At 29.5% G+C, this 19,058-nt stretch carries 19 protein-coding genes; 15 read left to right on the forward strand and 4 right to left on the reverse strand.

What is annotated here, in order from left to right:
• Positions 1-27 precede the first annotated feature (27 nt).
• Positions 28-1,206: a MalY/PatB family protein gene (locus J2Z76_RS12450; RefSeq protein ID WP_209512385.1), complete on the reverse strand. Its 1,179-nt coding sequence runs from the start codon at positions 1,204-1,206 to the stop codon at positions 28-30.
• A gap of 185 nt (positions 1,207-1,391) precedes the next feature.
• Positions 1,392-3,473: a sigma-54 interaction domain-containing protein gene (locus tag J2Z76_RS12455; RefSeq protein WP_209512415.1), complete on the reverse strand. Its 2,082-nt coding sequence runs from the start codon at positions 3,471-3,473 to the stop codon at positions 1,392-1,394.
• 211 nt (positions 3,474-3,684) lie between these two features.
• Here J2Z76_RS12455 and lysA point away from each other — a divergent pair, with 211 nt between their 5' ends.
• The 3 genes from lysA (at position 3,685) to J2Z76_RS12470 (ending at position 7,224) form a co-directional block, all read left to right on the forward strand.
• Positions 3,685-4,968: a diaminopimelate decarboxylase gene (gene lysA / locus J2Z76_RS12460; RefSeq protein WP_209512386.1), complete on the forward strand. Its 1,284-nt coding sequence runs from the start codon at positions 3,685-3,687 to the stop codon at positions 4,966-4,968.
• A 30-nt stretch (positions 4,969-4,998) separates the two neighbouring features.
• Positions 4,999-5,844 (forward strand): diaminopimelate epimerase, encoded by an 846-nt coding sequence (dapF, locus tag J2Z76_RS12465; RefSeq protein ID WP_209512387.1) that lies wholly within the window; start codon positions 4,999-5,001, stop codon positions 5,842-5,844.
• Positions 5,845-5,964: 120 nt separating this feature from the next.
• A complete protein-coding gene (locus J2Z76_RS12470; RefSeq protein WP_209512388.1) occupies positions 5,965-7,224 on the forward strand; it encodes a dicarboxylate/amino acid:cation symporter in 1,260 nt (419 codons plus the stop codon).
• An 86-nt stretch (positions 7,225-7,310) separates the two neighbouring features.
• Here the strand turns inward: J2Z76_RS12470 and J2Z76_RS12475 are convergent, their stop codons facing one another.
• Positions 7,311-7,508 (reverse strand): helix-turn-helix domain-containing protein, encoded by a 198-nt coding sequence (locus J2Z76_RS12475; RefSeq protein WP_209512389.1) that lies wholly within the window; start codon positions 7,506-7,508, stop codon positions 7,311-7,313.
• A 324-nt stretch (positions 7,509-7,832) separates the two neighbouring features.
• Here J2Z76_RS12475 and J2Z76_RS12480 point away from each other — a divergent pair, with 324 nt between their 5' ends.
• The 6 genes from J2Z76_RS12480 (at position 7,833) to J2Z76_RS12505 (ending at position 12,477) form a co-directional block, all read left to right on the forward strand.
• Positions 7,833-8,516: a manganese catalase family protein gene (locus tag J2Z76_RS12480; RefSeq protein WP_209512390.1), complete on the forward strand. Its 684-nt coding sequence runs from the start codon at positions 7,833-7,835 to the stop codon at positions 8,514-8,516.
• Positions 8,517-8,680: 164 nt separating this feature from the next.
• On the forward strand, positions 8,681-9,115 hold the full coding sequence (locus J2Z76_RS12485; protein WP_209512391.1) for a GNAT family N-acetyltransferase: 435 nt from the start codon (positions 8,681-8,683) through the stop codon (positions 9,113-9,115).
• Between the two features lie 68 nt (positions 9,116-9,183).
• Positions 9,184-9,960, forward strand: a complete 777-nt coding sequence (locus tag J2Z76_RS12490) for a sugar phosphate isomerase/epimerase family protein (protein WP_209512392.1) — start codon at positions 9,184-9,186, stop codon at positions 9,958-9,960.
• Positions 9,961-10,003: 43 nt separating this feature from the next.
• Entirely contained in the window at positions 10,004-10,945 is a 942-nt protein-coding gene (locus J2Z76_RS12495; RefSeq protein WP_209512393.1) for a DMT family transporter, read from the forward strand.
• A 23-nt stretch (positions 10,946-10,968) separates the two neighbouring features.
• Positions 10,969-11,250, forward strand: a complete 282-nt coding sequence (locus J2Z76_RS12500; RefSeq protein WP_209512394.1) for a sodium ion-translocating decarboxylase subunit beta — start codon at positions 10,969-10,971, stop codon at positions 11,248-11,250.
• A gap of 120 nt (positions 11,251-11,370) precedes the next feature.
• Positions 11,371-12,477, forward strand: a complete 1,107-nt coding sequence (locus tag J2Z76_RS12505; RefSeq protein ID WP_209512395.1) for a M20/M25/M40 family metallo-hydrolase — start codon at positions 11,371-11,373, stop codon at positions 12,475-12,477.
• 135 nt (positions 12,478-12,612) lie between these two features.
• On the opposite strand, the gene J2Z76_RS12510 is transcribed toward J2Z76_RS12505, so the two are convergent.
• Positions 12,613-13,155, reverse strand: a complete 543-nt coding sequence (locus J2Z76_RS12510; protein ID WP_209512396.1) for a recombinase family protein — start codon at positions 13,153-13,155, stop codon at positions 12,613-12,615.
• A 300-nt stretch (positions 13,156-13,455) separates the two neighbouring features.
• Between J2Z76_RS12510 and J2Z76_RS12515 the strand changes: the two genes are divergently transcribed.
• From J2Z76_RS12515 to J2Z76_RS12540, 6 genes are all read left to right on the forward strand, one after another.
• The gene (locus J2Z76_RS12515; RefSeq protein ID WP_209512397.1) at positions 13,456-14,919 is read left to right on the forward strand and encodes a SulP family inorganic anion transporter; all 1,464 of its coding nucleotides are present in this window, start codon (positions 13,456-13,458) and stop codon (positions 14,917-14,919) included.
• A gap of 314 nt (positions 14,920-15,233) precedes the next feature.
• Positions 15,234-15,707: a hypothetical protein gene (locus J2Z76_RS12520; RefSeq protein ID WP_209512398.1), complete on the forward strand. Its 474-nt coding sequence runs from the start codon at positions 15,234-15,236 to the stop codon at positions 15,705-15,707.
• Positions 15,708-15,745: 38 nt separating this feature from the next.
• Complete coding sequence (locus tag J2Z76_RS12525) at positions 15,746-15,919, forward strand: hypothetical protein (RefSeq protein ID WP_209512399.1); 174 nt, start codon at positions 15,746-15,748, stop codon at positions 15,917-15,919.
• A gap of 228 nt (positions 15,920-16,147) precedes the next feature.
• The gene (locus tag J2Z76_RS12530) at positions 16,148-17,383 is read left to right on the forward strand and encodes an anti sigma factor C-terminal domain-containing protein (RefSeq protein ID WP_209512400.1); all 1,236 of its coding nucleotides are present in this window, start codon (positions 16,148-16,150) and stop codon (positions 17,381-17,383) included.
• A 57-nt stretch (positions 17,384-17,440) separates the two neighbouring features.
• Positions 17,441-18,100, forward strand: coding sequence for a hypothetical protein (locus J2Z76_RS12535; protein ID WP_209512401.1), 660 nt, complete (start codon positions 17,441-17,443; stop codon positions 18,098-18,100).
• 94 nt (positions 18,101-18,194) lie between these two features.
• The gene (locus J2Z76_RS12540) at positions 18,195-18,722 is read left to right on the forward strand and encodes a hypothetical protein (RefSeq protein WP_209512402.1); all 528 of its coding nucleotides are present in this window, start codon (positions 18,195-18,197) and stop codon (positions 18,720-18,722) included.
• Positions 18,723-19,058 lie beyond the last annotated feature (336 nt).

The raw sequence follows: 19,058 nt of genomic DNA on the forward strand, positions 1-19,058 counted from the left end.
ATAAAAATAATGCAAGAAATATTATTATTATAGCTTTAAAGAATTTACAGCTTTTTCTAGTTGAATCATGGATTTTTCTAGAATTGTGCGTGGGCACGCAACATTTAAGCGCATAAAGCCAGAAAGGCTACGACAGAAGTCATTTCCAGAATTAAGACCTAGACCTGCTTGCTTAATCATAAATTTGCTTAATTCATCATTTTCTAATTCTAACTCCCGACAGTCCAACCAAACAAGATATGTGCTTTCGGGTCTACTAGGCTTAATTTTTGGTATATATTTACGACAGTAAGTACCTATAAAATCAATATTATCTTCGATGTATGAAATTAATTGTTCCAACCATTCTTGACCTTGTCTGTATGCTGCTTCAACAGCAACGAGACTAAAACAATTATTGCGATGAATATCCAAGCTCTTCCAAAAAGTATCGAAAACCTCTTTGACTTCATCATTAGGGAATATTACAAAAGAAGCCTGAAGTCCTGCCAAGTTGAATGTTTTTGTACAAGATGTACAAGTTATAGTTTTCTGGGAAGCCTCTTTTGATATGCTTGCAGTAGGAATATGCTTATTATTCCACAATACTAAATCTGAATGTATCTCGTCTGAAATAATCATAACATTGTACTGTAAGCATAGATCAGTAATACGTTGGAGTTCTTTTTGATTCCACACTCTACCTACGGGATTGTGAGGGCTACAGAAAATAAATAATTTTGGATGTTGTTTTAATTTTTCTTCAAAATCTTGAAAATCTATAGAATATATACCATCACTTTCGGATAGTTGATTTTCAATTACAACTCTATCCCATGATTCTATTACATCATAAAACTCAGGGTATACTGGGGTTTGTATAAGTATTTTATCGTTTTCGTCTGAAAATTCTCTAATAATAACCGATAAAGATGGAACAACTCCGAGGCTAAAACTAATTAAATCTTTATTAACTATCCAATTATTGCGAGTTTTTTGCCAATCACAAAAAGCTTCATAATAAGAATTTGGACGAGAAGTGTAACCAAAGATTTCTTGTTCAGCTCTTTTCATAATGGCATCTTTAATAGGCTTTGCTACTTTGAAATCCATATCTGCTATCCACAATGGTATTACATCAGAAGTTCCAAATTTCTTTTCTCTTTCATCAAATTTAGCAGCAAAGTTATTACTGCGGTCAACTATTTCATTAAAATTATATTTCATGTTTTACCTTCCTATTTTATTTATATGAATAATATTTTGATATGTTATATCAAGGCAAAAATCATGCCAATTTTTCAGAAGAAGTACAATCGCATTTTATAGTGAGTTATATAAGATATCTTTTATTTCATATAATTAAATGGTTGAAGTTGTATGACTTCAACCATTTAATTATAAAAATTCTTTTAAAATATGTGAGATCTGAATTCATTAAGAACTTTTATACCTCTATCATTTATTTTACTACCACCTCTACCTCTTGACATTTTAATTAAACATAGATTATTTAAATCCATTAAAATTCCGCGAATTTCCTGTTGAGTAAGGAAACGACCGGCAGCTTCTGCGTCATCTGAAATGGAGAGCCTACCTTTAGATATTTTATGAATAAATCCTATATGTAATGTGTTTAGAACAAATAAGTAATCATCTAATCTATTTCCTGCTAATTGCTCTAAAAGTTTTGCCTCTAGATTAGTTTTTGTATCGGAATTGCATTTTGATGTTGACATAGCTTCGTTATAAAAACCAGGCGGCAAATCATCATAATAAATCATGTCCTTCTCTATATATGTGAGGTATTCGACGTAGTTGTGCAATTCACGAATATTTCCACTCCAATTATGAGAAAGTAATGCACGAGTTACCTCTGGTGACAGAGTAAAGTTCCCATTTAATTTAGATTTAAAGTAATTAAATAAGAGCATAATATCACTACCTCTATCCCTTAATGGCGGTATCTGTATAGGTAAGGTGTTTAAGCGAAAATATAGGTCTTTTCGAAAACTTCCATTATACACTAGCTCTTCAAGACTTTCATTGGATGCGGCAATGATTCGTACATCAATACTAATGATTTTATTTCCTCCCACACGCATAATCTCCCTTTCCTGGATAACACGAAGCAATTTTACTTGTAGAGCTGTGCTCATTCCTTCCACTTCATCTAAAAACATTGTTCCTTTGTGAGCATATTCAAAAAGTCCCAACTTTCCACCTTTTTTTGCGCCGGTGAAAGATCCTTCATCATGACCAAACAATTCACTTTCTAGCAAATTATCTGGCATTGCAGCACAATTTATTGCAATGAAAGGATAATCTCTACGTTTTGATTCATTATGTATAGCATGTGCAAAAAGTTCCTTCCCTGTACCACTTTCACCAGTAATTAGAACGGTAGAATTAGTTTTTGCCATCTTTTTAGCAATGGCACAGGATCTTTTAATTGCTTCACTATCTCCTATAATATCATTAAAAGTATATTTTGCTTTATGGCCTTTATTAAGCAATTGAATACGCAATTTATGTTGCTTATATTCTTCTTCAGTAAATCTTTGTATTGTTGCAAAAGAACCGATGTATTCATTACCACGTATTACAGGAGTAACGGTCACATTAATATCCACACCACCTACTTTAATTAATAGATTATTTATCTTTTTTTGAGTTTTTCTACACTCTTCAAAAGGCAAAAATGAAAATATTGAATCAGCAGGATGATCAATTGCTTGCTCTTTAGTAATACCAGTAATTTCTACCGCTTTTGAATTACAAGCAAAAATAATATCATTTTCATTCACTCCAATAATTCCTTCATCCATAATTTCCATTAAAATTTCAAATTGACTTTCCATTCTGAGTGCCCTTCCGAAAAGTTGGTCAAAGCTATAATTGTTAACGGCTAAAGAACGGAAATATTCTTTAAACTTTTCTCTTTCTAACAAGTAATCAAATTTTAGTCTAAGTGCAATTTCAACTACAGTTGTGGTATCTAACACACGTTGACCAAGGTCGATAATGGTTTTTACATCATTTGGCACGTAGCGGGCTTCGCCCACTGTCACAGCTAAATCAAAGCCGTTAACTGGCATAGCACCAGGATAATATGGAGTAAAGCTTATGTGATTTATGCCTAATTGACTGAGATAAGTTATAGCTTCACGAACCATTATTTCGCTTAAATTGACAAATAAAGCTTTGCTTCCCTTTGGAATGCTCATTAAAGTTTCAATTGAACTATTAGTAAACGCTACTTCGATTTCTACTTTAGGAACATCTATAGGAATAAATTCTTTAAGATCAGTGATGTTTTCAAAAGCATCAGTTGTAACTACAAATAAGTCTTGTTCATCCATATTTTTAACAGAACCATCTAGTACACTGTAAGAGCTAGTTATAACTAGCTCGCCAAAGAGTTCCTTAATCTGATTTGCGTAAAATTTTGAAGCCGCACAATCTAATGTAACTACAGCAATTTTTTTCTTTATGGAACTCACCCTTTCCAATTATAATTGTTATAATGGTAATTCTTTTTGAAAAATAAGTCAAGGAATCTTCTAAATAATAAATTATTCGAAAAAATTGAAAATTTGGATATTGGCATAGAATTTGCTAAGCATGTTATTAAGAATTTATAATAACTTTAATAGTTTTAAATTGACAATAATAAAATAAAATTTCTAGATGTGAGGTAAGATAATGATTAAACAAGTTAAAGATGGTATATTGTATTTTGACGGATGCAATACTTTGGAATTAGCAGAAAAATATGGTACGCCACTGTATGTTATGTCTGAAACAGCAATAGTAGAAAAATGTAGAGAAATAAGGAATTCATTTTTACAAAAATATAAAAAAACAAGAGCAGCATACGCTTCAAAGGCATTTTTAAATCTTTCTATGTGCAAAATAATTGAAAGAGAAGGATTATGTATAGATGTAGTATCAGGTGGGGAATTGTACACTGCTATTAAAGCAAATTTTCCTCCGGAAAAAATAGAATTTAACGGTAACAATAAAACAATAGATGAAATTGAATTAGCAGTTGATTATAACATAGGAAGAATAATAGTTGATGGACTTGATGAATTAAGCTTAATTGAAAGTGTATGTAAACAAAAAGGTAAAAAGATGAATGTTCTTTACAGAATAACACCAGGTGTAAAAAGTGACTCCCATGATTATATAGTTACAGGAAAGAAAGATTCAAAGTTTGGTATTCCTTTAGATGATGAAATAATATTTCCCGCTATAGAGCAAGCTATAAAATCAGAATATGTGAATTTTATGGGTTTTCATTATCATGTAGGCTCTCAGCTTCACGACAATGCATCCCACTTAAAAGCACTTGAAACATCATTGAAGTTAATAAAAGATACAAAAGATAAGTATAGTTATGTAACACCAGAGATAAATATTGGAGGAGGCTTTGGCATAAAATATACAGATGCAGACGACAAGAAGCCATATTCATACTTTTTGGATCCAATGATGGAAAGAATCGAAGAATTTTCAAAAGATTTAAATATAGAAAGACCTGAAGTAGTAATAGAACCAGGAAGAAGTATAGTTGGAGAAGCGGGTATTACTTTATATACAGTAGGAACAATAAAAGATATCCCTGGAATAAGGAAATATGTTTCTGTAGATGGTGGAATGACTGATAATATTAGACCAGCTCTTTATCAAGCAAAATATGAAGGAGTTGCAGCTAATAAAGTGGATGAACCAAAAACAGATACAGTTACAATTTGTGGCAAATGTTGTGAATCAGGAGATGTACTTATTAGAGATGCGGAAGTAGCACCATTAAAAAGAGGAGACATATTTGCTATATTTTCAACAGGAGCATATGGATATACAATGTCTAGCAATTATAATAAAAATCCATTGCCAGCAGTTGTATTAGTAAAAGAAGGCGAATCAAGAATTGTAGTCAAAAGACAAAGTTATGATGATATGATCAAAAATGATTTGTGTTAATTAAAAAATATAATATGGAGAGGAGCAATTATGGAATTTACAAAAATACAAGGGGCAGGAAATGATTTTATAATAATAAACAATATGAAGTTAAAGTTGCCTTTAAATGACATTCCTGCAATGGCTAAAAAATTATGTACAAGGAAAGTTTCTTTAGGTGCTAATGGATTTATGGTTGTTGATTTTCCTGAAGGTGATGCTGATTTTAAGATGCGTTTTTACAATTCAGATGGCAGTATTGGAGAAATGTGTGGAAATGGTGCAAGATGCATTGCAAGATATGCATACTTAAATAATATCGCAGGGAAAAATATGAGATTTGAAACATTAGCAGGTAATATTTCAGCTGAAATATTAGAAGGAAGACTTGTGAAGGTACAGCTTAACAATCCTGAAAAAGTTATGCTTGATCATGATGTTGAAATTGACGGTATAAAATATGAGTGCTCATATGTTGAACTTGGTAATCCTGGGATACCTCATGCTATAGTAAAATACCCTAATCTTGAAAATACAGAAGAAAGTCAAATATTTGATCTTGGTAGAAAAATAAGATTTTATAAAGAATTTCCAAAAGGAGCAAATGTAAACTTTTTTAATATTTTAGACGATACAACAGCAATTGTAAAAACATATGAAAGAGGAGTGGAAGATTTTACTTTAGCATGTGGAACTGGTTCAGGTTCAACTGCGGTTGCACTTATATTTAAGGGTTATCTTAAGAGCAATAAAGTAAAAATTATTGTTCCAGGTGGAGAATTGTTTATAGAAGTAGAAAGAGCAGAAGATAAAATAGAAAAATTATTTTTAATAGGTGATACCAATATAATTGCAGTTGGACAAATAATAGATGAAGATTTAAACTCAATATCATAATCAATTTAATCGATATAAATATTTGTACCACCAGTGGTGTAAATGTTATATATAACTACAAATTAAGGATTATTTAAAATCTATTTAAATAATCCAAAAAAGAGGAAAGGAAGTATCAAAATGAACAAAAATAAACAAAGCGTATGGAAGAACTATCGTTTCCCCATCATTTTAATTTTATCTATCGTAATAGGCAGTATCATTGGTATTATCTTCGGTGAAAAGGCTATAGTTCTTAAACCATTTGGGGATGTATTTCTTAACTTAATGTTCACTGCTGTAACACCTTTAGTATTTGTTACTATAGCTGGTGCAGTTGGAAGCATGATAAACATGAAGAGATTAGGGAAGATTTTAGGTAATTTGTTCCTAACATTCGTTGTTACAGGATTTATTGCTTCGGTTGTTATACTAGTTGTTGTAAAACTATTTCCACCTGCTGCCGGTGTCAACATAGTAATGGAAGCCGGTACAGAGTTAGAGTCAGTTAAACTTTCTAATCAAATTGTTAATGCATTAACAGTTAATGATTTTAGTAAGTTGCTTTCACGTTCTAATATGATGCCTCTTATTATATTCTCAATTTTGTTTGGCTTCTGTGTTAGTTCTTTAGGTGAAGATAACATGATTGCCAAAGGACTTGATGCTATGTCAAAAGTTATGATGAAATTTATTGGAATAATTATGTTGTATGCTCCAATAGGTTTAGGTGCATATTTTGCAAGTTTAATTGGAGAGTTTGGTCCTCAGTTACTTGGTGCTTATGCAAGAGCAATGGTTATTTATTATCCAGTATGCATTTTGTATTTCTTTATTGCTTTTACAGGATACTCATACTTTGCTGGTGGTAAATTAGGTGTAAAAACTTACTTTAAAAATATATTAGGGCCTGCTATTACATCAATTGCAACTCAAAGCTCAATAGCAACACTTCCTGTAAACTTAGAAGCAACTGAACGTATGGGAGTTCCTAAGGATATCCGTGAAATTGTGTTACCGATTGGTGCTACTATGCATATGGATGGTACTGTTTTATCTTCTATATTGAAAATTTCATTTTTGTTTGGAATATTTGGACAAGAGTTCTCTGGAATGGGAATTTATATTACTGCAGTAGCTATTTCGATTCTTGGCGGTGTAGTTATGTCAGGTGTTCCAGGTGGTGGACTTATTGGCGAAATGTTAATAGTAAGCTTATTTGGATTTCCACCAGAAGCATTTCCAATTATTGCAACAATTGGATTTCTAGTTGATCCTCCTGCTACATGTGTAAACAGTACAGGTGATGCTGTTGCATCTATGGTAGTTACAAGATTAGTAGAAGGCAAAGGCTGGATGATGAAAAATGTTCAAATGTTATCATCTGATAACAATAGCTAAATGGTAAGATTATTTAGCTCTATATACAAGACTACCACATAAATAAGAAAAAAATATTACGGCTATCTAAGATAGCCGTAATATTTTTATTTAAGAATTAATAATTCATCAACTGAAATGTTAAAATGTTTTGCAAAAGCTGTTAAGTAAAATTCTGAAGGTATTTCCTCGCCTGATTCATAAAGTTTAATTCTATCTTTTGGTATATTCAATGTATTGCCTAATTCTTGCTTAGTTAAGTCTTTTTCTTTTCTAATCTCTCTTAATCTTTCACCTAATGTCATAGTTGGTCTCCTCTATTTTATTATTATAGACTCATTCATTTCTCTTTATTGTATCTACATTATATCATACTATTCATAAACATCAATATGATTATTAGTTTGTTTTAAATTGTAATTTTTAATATGGCTATAGAAAATAAAAGCGATTTTTGTTTAAAGTAAAAAAAGAAAAAATTTAGTTCATTATTTTTATTCCTAGTAATAATTATTTTTGTTGATAGGTATTTAAAAAAGTAACAATTAGGTAGAAATATATCTTTGAATATTTTTTATAATAAAGGAAAATATAAAAAGGATATATTATGAATTAAAGGAGAGTGAATAATGTTTTTTCATGATAAAAAACTTCTATTTGAAGTACGAGTAGAAAAACCTAATCCTAATTATGCTGCAATGTTACAAGAACAAATGGGTGGTCCGCACGGAGAGTTGAAAGCAGCATTACAATATTTATCACAAAGTCAGCGCATTAAAGATCAAGAAATTAAGGATTTATTCCTTGATATTGCGGCTGAAGAATTTAGCCATTTAGAAATGGTTGCCACTACAGTGAATTTACTTAATGGTCATTATCTGGATGCACAAAATGCAACTATCGGTAGCATACAAGCTCATGTATCATCTGGACTTACACCAATGCTAAGTAATGCCTCCGGATATTTGTGGACAGCAGCTTATATAAATGAAACAGGAGACCTAGCTGCAGACATTTTATCTAACATTGCAGCAGAACAGCGTGCGAAGGTAGTATATGAATATTTATATAGACAAATTAATGATAAAGGTGTAAGAGATACAATTGATTTCTTATTAAACCGTGAAGAGGCTCATAATACAATGTTTAGAGAAGCTTTTAATAAACTTCAAGATACAGGTTCATTAAAAGACTGGGGTGTTACTAATGATTCTAAGCTTTATTTTGACTTATCATCACCTGGCGGACAATATTTTAATGCTGATAATCCCCAACCACCAAGATTTAACAACCCATCTCCAAATACTAAATAAACAAAATTTAATATAAAAGACTCACTATTTGGTGAGTTTTTTGTTTTGTTTATTATAATTTCAAAAATATTGTGAATCATTTAATTAAACATGAAAAATAATGTTGAAATACTTGCAATTAGTATATATACTTTAAATATCTAATAATAAAGGATGTGTAGTATATGGTATCTACAAAATGGTTTCAAGGTACAGAGAATTTAGAATTATGTTTTGAAATAAGGAAAAGTGTTTTTTGCGATGAGTTAAATATGAGCTCTGAATTTATAAGTGATATCTACGATGGTTTTTCTTTTAATGTAGTTCTATATGAGGATGAAAAAGCTGTAGGAACTGGAAGGTTAATATTTAGTGATGGAAAATATTTAATTGATAAGATTTGTGTTTTAAGTGAATATAGAGGGAACTCATTGGGGGAATTAATAATAAGAATGCTTGTTAGGAAAGCAGTAACAATTGGAGCAAAACAAACATATTCAGTATTAGATTTAAAGTACAAACGCCTGTTTGAAAAAGTAGGTTTCAAAGAAACAAGCTTAAATTCAGACGGTAATTGCTTAATGTTGAAAGAAGGGGATGTAGGTGGACACTGCTCCTAAAAAATATAGAAATTTGTATTTCTTTAAAAATATCAATACAAGAATATCTTTAAATTAGGAGAAATTATATGTTGCAAACAGGAATATTTAATTGGTTTGGTTATATTCTTCCGTTTGAGGAACGAATTAAATTAATAAAAGAAGCAGGTTATGATTATGTTATGCTATGGTGGGAAGATGAATCGTATCCTGATTTTGTAGACAAGAAAATTATGATTAATATAGCTAAGGACAATGGACTTGGGCTTGACAATGTACATTTGCCTTATGACGATATAAATATGCTTTGGAGTGATGATAATATCAAGAGGCAGAGTCACACTGATAAGATAATTAGATGGATGCATGAATGCAAAGTGAGTGGTGCAGATATGGTTGTAATGCACACAAATCATGGGGATAATTATAACTTTGAATATATAAAGGGCTATGAGTCTTTTAATAAAATAGTTAATTGTGCCGAGGATATTAAACTTAAAGTGGCTTTTGAAAATACTCAAATGTTTCATTATACAGATTTTGTTTTAAAAGAGTTTGACTCAGAATATGTTGGCTTTTGTTATGACTCTTCTCATGATTTTGTTAAATATCAAAGTTTTGGGGAAATATTGGAGAAATGGAAACATAAACTTTCATGTGTTCACTTGTCAGATAATGATGGGACATGCGATAGACATTGGATTCCTACTAAAGGTCATGTCAATTGGGAGAAGATTATAAATATTATTAAACAAACAAATTGTAAAAGCTTTTCTATGGAGACGTATCCTTATGAAGAAGAGAAAAATCTAGAACCAATTCAATTTTTAATAAAGGCGAAAAATAACTTGATCTCTATTTTATAATAGATAATTTAAGTAAAATTTTGTTTAGCACTTAGGAGGAAAAATGTTTAAGAATAAAAATGTTATGCCGTATATTTCAGCTGTTATATATTCAATAATTTTCGGATTAAGCTTTTTATTTACTAAGAAGGCGTTAGTAGCAGCTTCTACGTTTAAGCTTTTGTCATTTAGATTTATGCTTGCATTTATAGTTATGTCTGTATTAATTTTATTTAAAATCATAAAGGTTAATTATAAGGACAAACCAATTAAAGACTTGCTTATTGCTTGTATTGCACAACCTGTTATATATTTTATTTTTGAAACATATGCAATAAAATATACATCTTCATCTTATACAGGATTGTTTGTTGCATTAATTCCTATTTCTGTTTCAATAATGGGAATTTATTTTTTGAAAGAAATGCCTAGCAAAATACAATGGGTATTTATTGTTATGTCGGTATTAGGAGTCGTATATATACTTCTCAATGATTTTACATCTGCTGTAGGTAATGGAATAGTATTAGGAACTATATTTCTACTTATTGCAATTATATCAGCTTCTATTTTTAGTATTTATTCCAGAAAGATATCTTCATATTTCTCTTCTTTTGAAATAACTTATTTTATGATGGGGATAGCAGCTTTAGTATTCAATATAGTATCATTATCACTGGATATATTAAGTGGAAATTTAAGAAATTATTTTGAACCTCTATTAAATAATGATGTTATTGTAGCGGTAATTTATTTAGGATTGTTATCTTCTATTGTTGCATATTATTTCATGAATTATTCCTTATCAAAAATGAGTGCTTCTAAGTGTATGGTTTTTGCTAATTTAGCAACTATAATAAGTATTATTGCGGGTGTGATTTTTATGAATGAGAAATTTTACTATTATCATGTCATAGGTTCTATTATGATTTTAGGTGGTATTGTAGGAGCTAATTATTTTAAAACTATAGATATTAAATCAGAAAATACCAAGGAATTAAATTAGACATTAATAGATTGGAGGATTAAATGAAACGATTAAAATTAATTAAGGTTTTTACTTATATTAACGGAGTTATAACAGTTTTGCTAGGGTTAATGTATGTTTTTAAAAGGTTTATGTTGTTTAAATTGCTTGAAATCTCGAATGATAATGCATCTTCTATTGCAGTTATTGGTGGAGCTGATGGTCCAACTACAATTTTTCTTACAACTACTCAAGGGGGAATATCCTTAGAAATATTAATATTAATTTTTGGAGTAATAACTACAGTATTATTTTTGTTGGCTAAAAATATAAAAAAAGAGTAGTTATTAGTAGGGTATGTTAATTTTTATTTTGTTTGATGAATAAACAGTTTAGTGGTAAAATATTTTTAATAAGTTGGTATATTAAGGTAAGGAAAAACTAAAAATATTTTGGAGGGTTATATGATTAATAAAGAGCGTTTGATTAAAACTTTCATGGATTATGTAATAATTGATAGTGAAACTAAAAACGAAAAAGCTATTTCTGAAAGGATTGCAAAGGATTTAAAGGATTTAGGTTTTAAGGTATATGTTGATAATTCGGGTGAAAAAGCAAAATCAAATGGAAATAATGTGTATTGCTTTTTAGAAGGTACAAAGGATTTAGACCCAATACTATTTAGTGCTCACATGGATACAGTTACTCCAGGAGTAGGAATCGAACCATATATGGATGGAGAATACATAAAAAGTAAAGGGGACACAATCCTAGGGGGCGATGATAAATCTGGAATAGCTGCTATAATTGAAGCTTTAAAAGTTATAAAGGAAAATAATTTACCTCATGGACCAATTGAAGTTGTTTTTTCTATATGTGAAGAAGGTGGATTGCTAGGTGCTAAATATGTTGAGCTAGATAAGCTTAAATCTAAGCAAGCAGTGGTTCTTGATAGTGGGAATAGTCCAAGTAAAATAGTAATAGAAGCACCAGGCCAAAATAATATACACGCAAAAGTATTTGGAAAGCCATCTCATGCTGGTGGAAACCCTGAAGATGGAATAAGTGCAATTATGGTTCTAGCAGAAGCTGTAATAAATATGAAGCTTTTGAGGATAGACGAGGAAACAACAGCAAATATTGGAACATTTAAAGCTGTTGGAGTAACTAACATAGTATCTCCTTATGCTGAAATGATTGCAGAAGCAAGGAGCCGCTCAGGTGAAAAATTAAAACAACAAACTGAACATATGATTGAATGTCTGGAAAATGCATGTAAAAAATACGGTGCTAAATTAGAGTACAATGTAACTGAAAAATATTCTTCATATGCTTTAGATCCAAAAGATGAATTAGTTGAAATGGCAGTGAAAATTTGTGAAAACATGGGAATGATAGTAGAAAAAGTAGCATCTGGCGGAGGTAGTGATGCTAATATATATAATAAAAATGGTATAAAATCAATTAACTTAGGAACTGGAATGGAACTTGCCCATACTACAGATGAAAAGTTATACATAGAGGATTTTGTATCAGTTACTAAGGTAGTTCTGTCAATTATGACTAGATAAAGTAATAAGATAGCATATTTTTAATTATATTTTTATATAAAAAATGAAACAGACAGTTTTTAATATCCTGTCTGTTTCGTTTTCTATTATTAAATTAATTAGTCATATAATTTTGGATTGCTTACCGATAAACATCTAATGCTCTAGATATCGATATAGTGTTGATTTGCTAATTCCAGTTTCTTTTTTTATTTCCGATAGACTGTATTTCTTGCTTTCGTACATTTTAATAGCTTTATGAATGCTTTCATCGTTTTTTCTTGGACGTCCGGCAGTAATTCCTTTTTGTTTTGCTTCATACAAGCCTTCTTTTGTATTTTCACTGATTACATCACTTTGAAATTGAACAAGGTCTTTTACCATTTCCGTGAAATGTGACCATGATGGATTGCTTGTATCAATTCCTTCTGAAAGTGATTGAAAATATGCACCTTTCATATCCATTTCTTCTAATAGCTCTACTAAATGACGTGTAGAATCAGCTATTGAAAAAAGTTTTGCCACTACTATTACATCTCCTTTTTTAATGTTGTTTATCATTTTAATTAATTGCTTTCTTTTTTTGTCAGATGAATGCTCTTCTGTAATGATGGTTGCACAATTTAACTTGTTAAGGTTTTCTAATTGATATTCGCAATTTAAATCCCCACGATAAGGTCTAACATATCCAATTAACATAATGTTCTCCTAATACATTTAATAGTTCTTTTATTATATCATAAAGCAAGCCAGATAACGGCTTGCATCACAACGATTCAATAAATACATCAAGACAAAGACTTATGTCTTTGTTACAGTATTTGTATTTATTATATCATAATATATTTATGTGTCAAAAAATAGCTTGTAATAAATTTAAGCTTCTTTTTTACCATAATTTGTACACCTGAATATAGTATTAAAATAGTTCCATTTTGGGAAGGTATGTGATAGAATAATTTGAAATTGTTAAAAAATATATTTTGAGGTGTAAAAGAATTGATAAAAAAATTAAAAACAGAATGGTTTTCAAACGTGGGCTCTGACACACTTGCTGGAATTGTCGTAGCCTTAGCATTAATTCCAGAAGCAATATCATTTTCAATTATTGCAGGATTAGATCCTATGGTTGGATTGTATTCATCCTTTTGTATTGCAGTTATTACTGCATTTGCAGGGGGACGTCCAGGAATGATTTCAGCAGCAACAGGAGCAATGGCATTGTTAATGGTACCTTTGGTCAAACAATATGGGCTAGATTATTTACTGGCAGCAACAATATTAACAGGTTTAATACAGTTTATTTTTGGTTTGTGTAAAATAGATAAAGCAATAAAAATTATTCCACGATCTGTAATGATTGGTTTTGTAAATGCCTTAGCTATTTTAATTTTCATGGCGCAGATTCCATATTATTTTGGAGTTTCAAATATGACGTATGTTTTTTTAGCAATTACATTGCTAATAGTGTATACATTGCCTAAGGTTGTTAAATCTGTTCCAGCACCGTTAATAGCAATTGTTTTGTTAACTGCGGTTTCTATTTTTATGAATTTAGATTTGCGAACAGTTGGAAATTTAGGGGTAATTTCAAAATCTCTTCCTAAGTTTTTTATTCCAAATGTCCCTTTTTCTATTGAGACATTAGCAATAATTTTGCCATATTCAATTGCTTTATCAATTGTTGGATTATTAGAGTCTTTAATGACAGCATCTCTCTTAGATGATTTAACTAATACAGATAGTGATAAAAATAAAGAAGCGAGAGGTCAAGGAATTGCAAATATAGTTGCAGGTTTCTTTGGAGGTATGGCGGGTTGTGCAATGATAGGTCAGTCAATGATTAATATAAAGTCAGGTGGACGAGGTAGACTTTCAACTTTTGTTGCTGGAGTATTTTTGATGTTTTTAATTATTGTATTGGGTGATTATGTAGTTAAAATACCTATGCCTGTTCTTGCAGGTATCATGATTATGGTTTCAATAGGAACATTCGACTGGTCTACATTTTCCTATTTGAAAAAAGCTCCTAAAAGTGATGCTTTTGTTATGTTAATGACAGTTTTAATAGTTGTTGCAACACATGACTTATCAAAAGGTGTTATAGCTGGTGTTTTATTGAGCGCATTATTTTTTATTGCTAAAGTTTCAAAAATAAAAGTAATTGAACAAAAAGAAAATAACAATACATTGTTTACCATAGAAGGATTTGTATTCTTCGCATCTGTACATGGATTTTTAGAATCTTTTGATTTTACTATAAAAGATTCAAATATTATTATAGATTTCTCTAATGCACATGTTTTAGATTGTTCAGCCGTCGGATCTGTAGATAAAGCTGTTATTAAATATCGTGCAAATAATAATACAGTGATTGTTAGAGGTCTCAATGGACCCAGTAAAAATCTCATAGATAGTTTAGCTATATATCATGATGAAAATGCAGAATTAGCAGCACATTAGCAATAATCAAATAATTAAATAATTAATAAGTAAACATATTTAAAATAAATACTTCAAAGCAGGAACTTGTGATATGATACTTCCAAAATAGACAGTCTAATTAATTAAATATTAGATTATCTACTTGGAGGTATTTTTTTATGGGAAGAAAATCGAAGTAGATAGTAATTTTAAATGGTATTGTCTACTTAGAAAGCATCATATTTAACACTATTAATTTAGTTAAAGTATTTATGCGATTCTTTTTAATAGGATACAATAAAGTGGTAATTAGTGGTATAATTCATATAATACATTTTAATACTGGAGGTAGTATGCAAAAAATTCAATCTTCAAAAGTTACTAGATATGCAATATATCTTCTTCTCATTATTATTTCTTTATGTATATACAGAGAAGTGTTTATTCGTTACCTAAGTACTGATGATATACGTGTTTTCACAACACTGTTAGGTACATCTGACATTAGAAGATTTTTGATTAAAATAATAATGGACATTATGTTAGGTGCTATTATTGCAATTCCACAATTATTTGTTACGGCAAATATTAAAGGAAAAATTCAATTTAATTGGCCTTTGAGTCTCTTAGTTGGAGTACCAGCTTTAATAGTTTCTTTAGGTTTGACATATGATATTGTTTATAATCTTGAATGGCCACTTCTTATAAATGGAAAACATTTATATAAATTTTTTGCTTGGTTAGCAAGTGGAGAACCCAGAAATTATTGCAGTTTTCTTTTTGGTTATATAATTGCATCAAGCTTCACAAAAAAGTCACTAGATTAATAACATGTCATTCAGAAAAAATTATAAGGATTGATTTTATGAAAACAAAAAAGAATGTTATTTTAACAATTATTTTAGTAACCATAGTTTTTATTTCAATATATAACATTAATTTAAGAAAAAATAAAGACATATATGTTTCGGTAATAACTTATATAGTTTCTCCAGAAACTTATGATGTCTATTATGACGAGATAAACATTATAAAATGATACCTATTAGATAGGCACTAGTAAAGGGTGTTTACCATATAGGTATTTTTTTGCATAATAATATAGCTAGTAATAATATGGTAATTAGTGGTATAATTCATATATGGGTTAGTTTTTTTGTAATATACTGCTTAAGGAAGTACTATGAATATTTTATCATGCAGGCAGGATGTTAATCAGTAGGGCAAGGAATTATCTGAAAGAACGATTAAATAAGGAGGATTTTATATGACGTTTCGTGAGCTATTAGAAAAATATAAAGATGGAACATTAACAGAAGAAAAAAGGTTATTAGTAGAACAGGAACTTGAAAAAAGTGAAGCAATAAATGACCATTTAGCAGATGAATTAGAAAAAACAATTGGACTTAAAAAAGAAAGGCATTATGAAACAGTAGAAGAAAACAATGTTGATGCTAATGGGAAAATGGCAAGAGAGATAAAAAGGACAGTTAACAGAAGATTAGCTGAGGTAGTTGGTGTATCTGTTGCCTGTGTAATAGCAATAATATTGTTTATCCAATACATTATTTCTCCATTCGTATCCAGCCAATATTATGATCCTACAAAGAAAACTTCAGGACAAGAGTATAATCAAGATTTAGCATATGATTTGAAGGCAATAACAGAAGTCTCGATGCCAGGTTATGCTATGGATTTTATTTATGGAGCAGAAGATCTAGGTTTCGGTGAATATCAATTATTATATAGAAGAATAGATTTGTTTACTAAGGAAGAAGAAATAATAGATGCAAAAATTAAGAAAAATATGAGAATAGGGACATATGGAAAATTTTATCCTCGTACTTATTTTGTATTTAGAGATTTTAGAAATGATGAAGAGAGTGATGATGATTATGAAAGTGCACTTGAATTCATAAAGAAATTAACTGATGAAGATATTGAGCATGTGAGGAAATTGCCACAAACTTCATATATTTCAGCTTGGATACGTTTTTCAGAGGACTTCAATATGAAAGAGTTGTATAAAATAATGGATGAATATTTAAATGTTGATTTTAAGTGGATTGCAGTTCGTACAGCTGAAAAACAAGGACAACAGTTGATTGGATTTTTAACAGGACTTAATGATGGGTTCGATAGTGATGCAATTGATGAAGAAAGGTATCCTGGGTTTCATTTAGTTGATACAATGATGATTATACCTAGCAGAGAGCCTTATGAAGATTCTATGGCAAAAAGATACGAAATGCATTTTTTAAGTCTTTTACAATATTTATCAGATCGTAAAGAGGCAACCTCAGCATTAGTAGGCGATACTAAAAACTATGATTATAAAAGTGCATTGAAATACGTAGAGGAAAATGGAATAAGCACTTATGGAGCTCTGGTTTATGGTGAAGCAAATGATTTATTAGAGTTGTATGAATCAGGATTAATTATGACCTTTGATATAGATAATGTATCTCCTTCTAAATTCATTCGAAATATATACAATAACTAAATGAAAACAAAACTTCAAGACAGCATAATAAGAGTTAAAAAAGGTGAGGTTAATTAAATGAAAAATAAAAAAGTCATAAGTATTTCGATTATTTCTATTTTATTAATTCTTTTAATTTTGCATACTAGTATGTATGCTTATACAAAAATTAACGAAACTAATTTTGGCTATAAATGTGGAAATTTGTTGACAAAGTTTTTAAATTATAACAATTCAAATGATAAAAAGTCTCTATATTTAGATAAGGTAATTGCATATGCCGGAGAGACACCGGTTTATGAAAAAGATTTAAAGACCAAATCATATGAAATTGAATTAGAGAAGCAAATATATCCAGAATCAAACCAGTCTAAATCAGTTTGGAATAAATTATTATTTGAAAAACGTGTAAAGGAATATGCTAGAATAAATAATATCGAAATTACTGATGAAATATTCTATACAAAAGTTGCAGAGCAAAGAGAAGCACTTGACAATACAGATCTTTTAAAATCAATGTTAAAAGGAATGAATTTAACAGCAGATCAATATTGGGAAAAGACTAAAGATAATTATCGGTATATTTTTTTACAGAGTGAAGTTTATTTCCATATATCTAATAGATTAGGCGTTAGACTTGAGGAAGTATCTATTAGAAATAAGAAAGTATCTGATTATTTAGAAAAAACAATTCCTATAAAAATTATAGATAAAAGTATTATAAATAAATATAAGTAAACATGTTAATGATACAAGGGGCTGCCTCAATAAATATATTTGATTATTAAGTTCGGCTAGAGTAATTCAAGAATATATTATAAGGATTGATTTTATGAAAACAAAAAAGAATGTTATTTTAACAATTATTTTAGTAACGATAGTTTTTATTTCAATATATAACATTAATTTAAGAAAAAACAAAGATATATATGTTTCGGTAATAACTTATATAGTTTCTCCAGAAACTTATGATGAATATAAAGAGTTAGAAGCATTAGTGTGGTATGAAGCTTTTACGACTGAATTAGAAAAAAGATGTAATTATAATACAGAAAAGATAAACCTTATTTTGAATCGTCAGTGGCTATATTATTACGAGGCAATAGAAATTAATGAAATAATATTAGTTAAAAATATAAATATTGAGTTTATTGAAAGCATAGATAATAATAATAAGACTGAAGGATCAATAACAAATAAATATAAAGTTTCATATACATATTTGGATAAAAACAATAAAGCGTACAATTTAATAGATACATACTTAATTACAAGACAGGATAATCAGATTACAAATTTTAGGGTGTTACCTGAAATAAATACGTATGATTTAAAAGGTATATTGAGTATGCAAAAATAAGACATTTCTATGATGTTACTGTTTATATTCATTTGAACAGATCAAGGATATTCAGTAAGTACTTTAATGATGATAATCCTCAACTTCCAAGGATTATAGTAATCCTTCTCAAACAAAATAAGTAAATAAAAAAAAACCATATTAATTTAAAATGTACCCTATAGAATAGACAATTAAAAAAAGTCTACCCTATAGGGTATTTTTATGTATAATAGAGAAAAAGGAAAGGTAGAGACGTTAATGAGTAAGAAGATATTTACAGATAAAGAAATAGAAATATTATCTAAAAATAAATATGTAAAATCAGTTAGCATAAAAGGAATAACATATTCTGAT

The sequence above is a fragment of the Sedimentibacter acidaminivorans genome (genome assembly GCF_017873955.1).
In the GTDB taxonomy this organism is placed as follows: domain Bacteria; phylum Bacillota; class Clostridia; order Tissierellales; family Sedimentibacteraceae; genus Sedimentibacter; species Sedimentibacter acidaminivorans.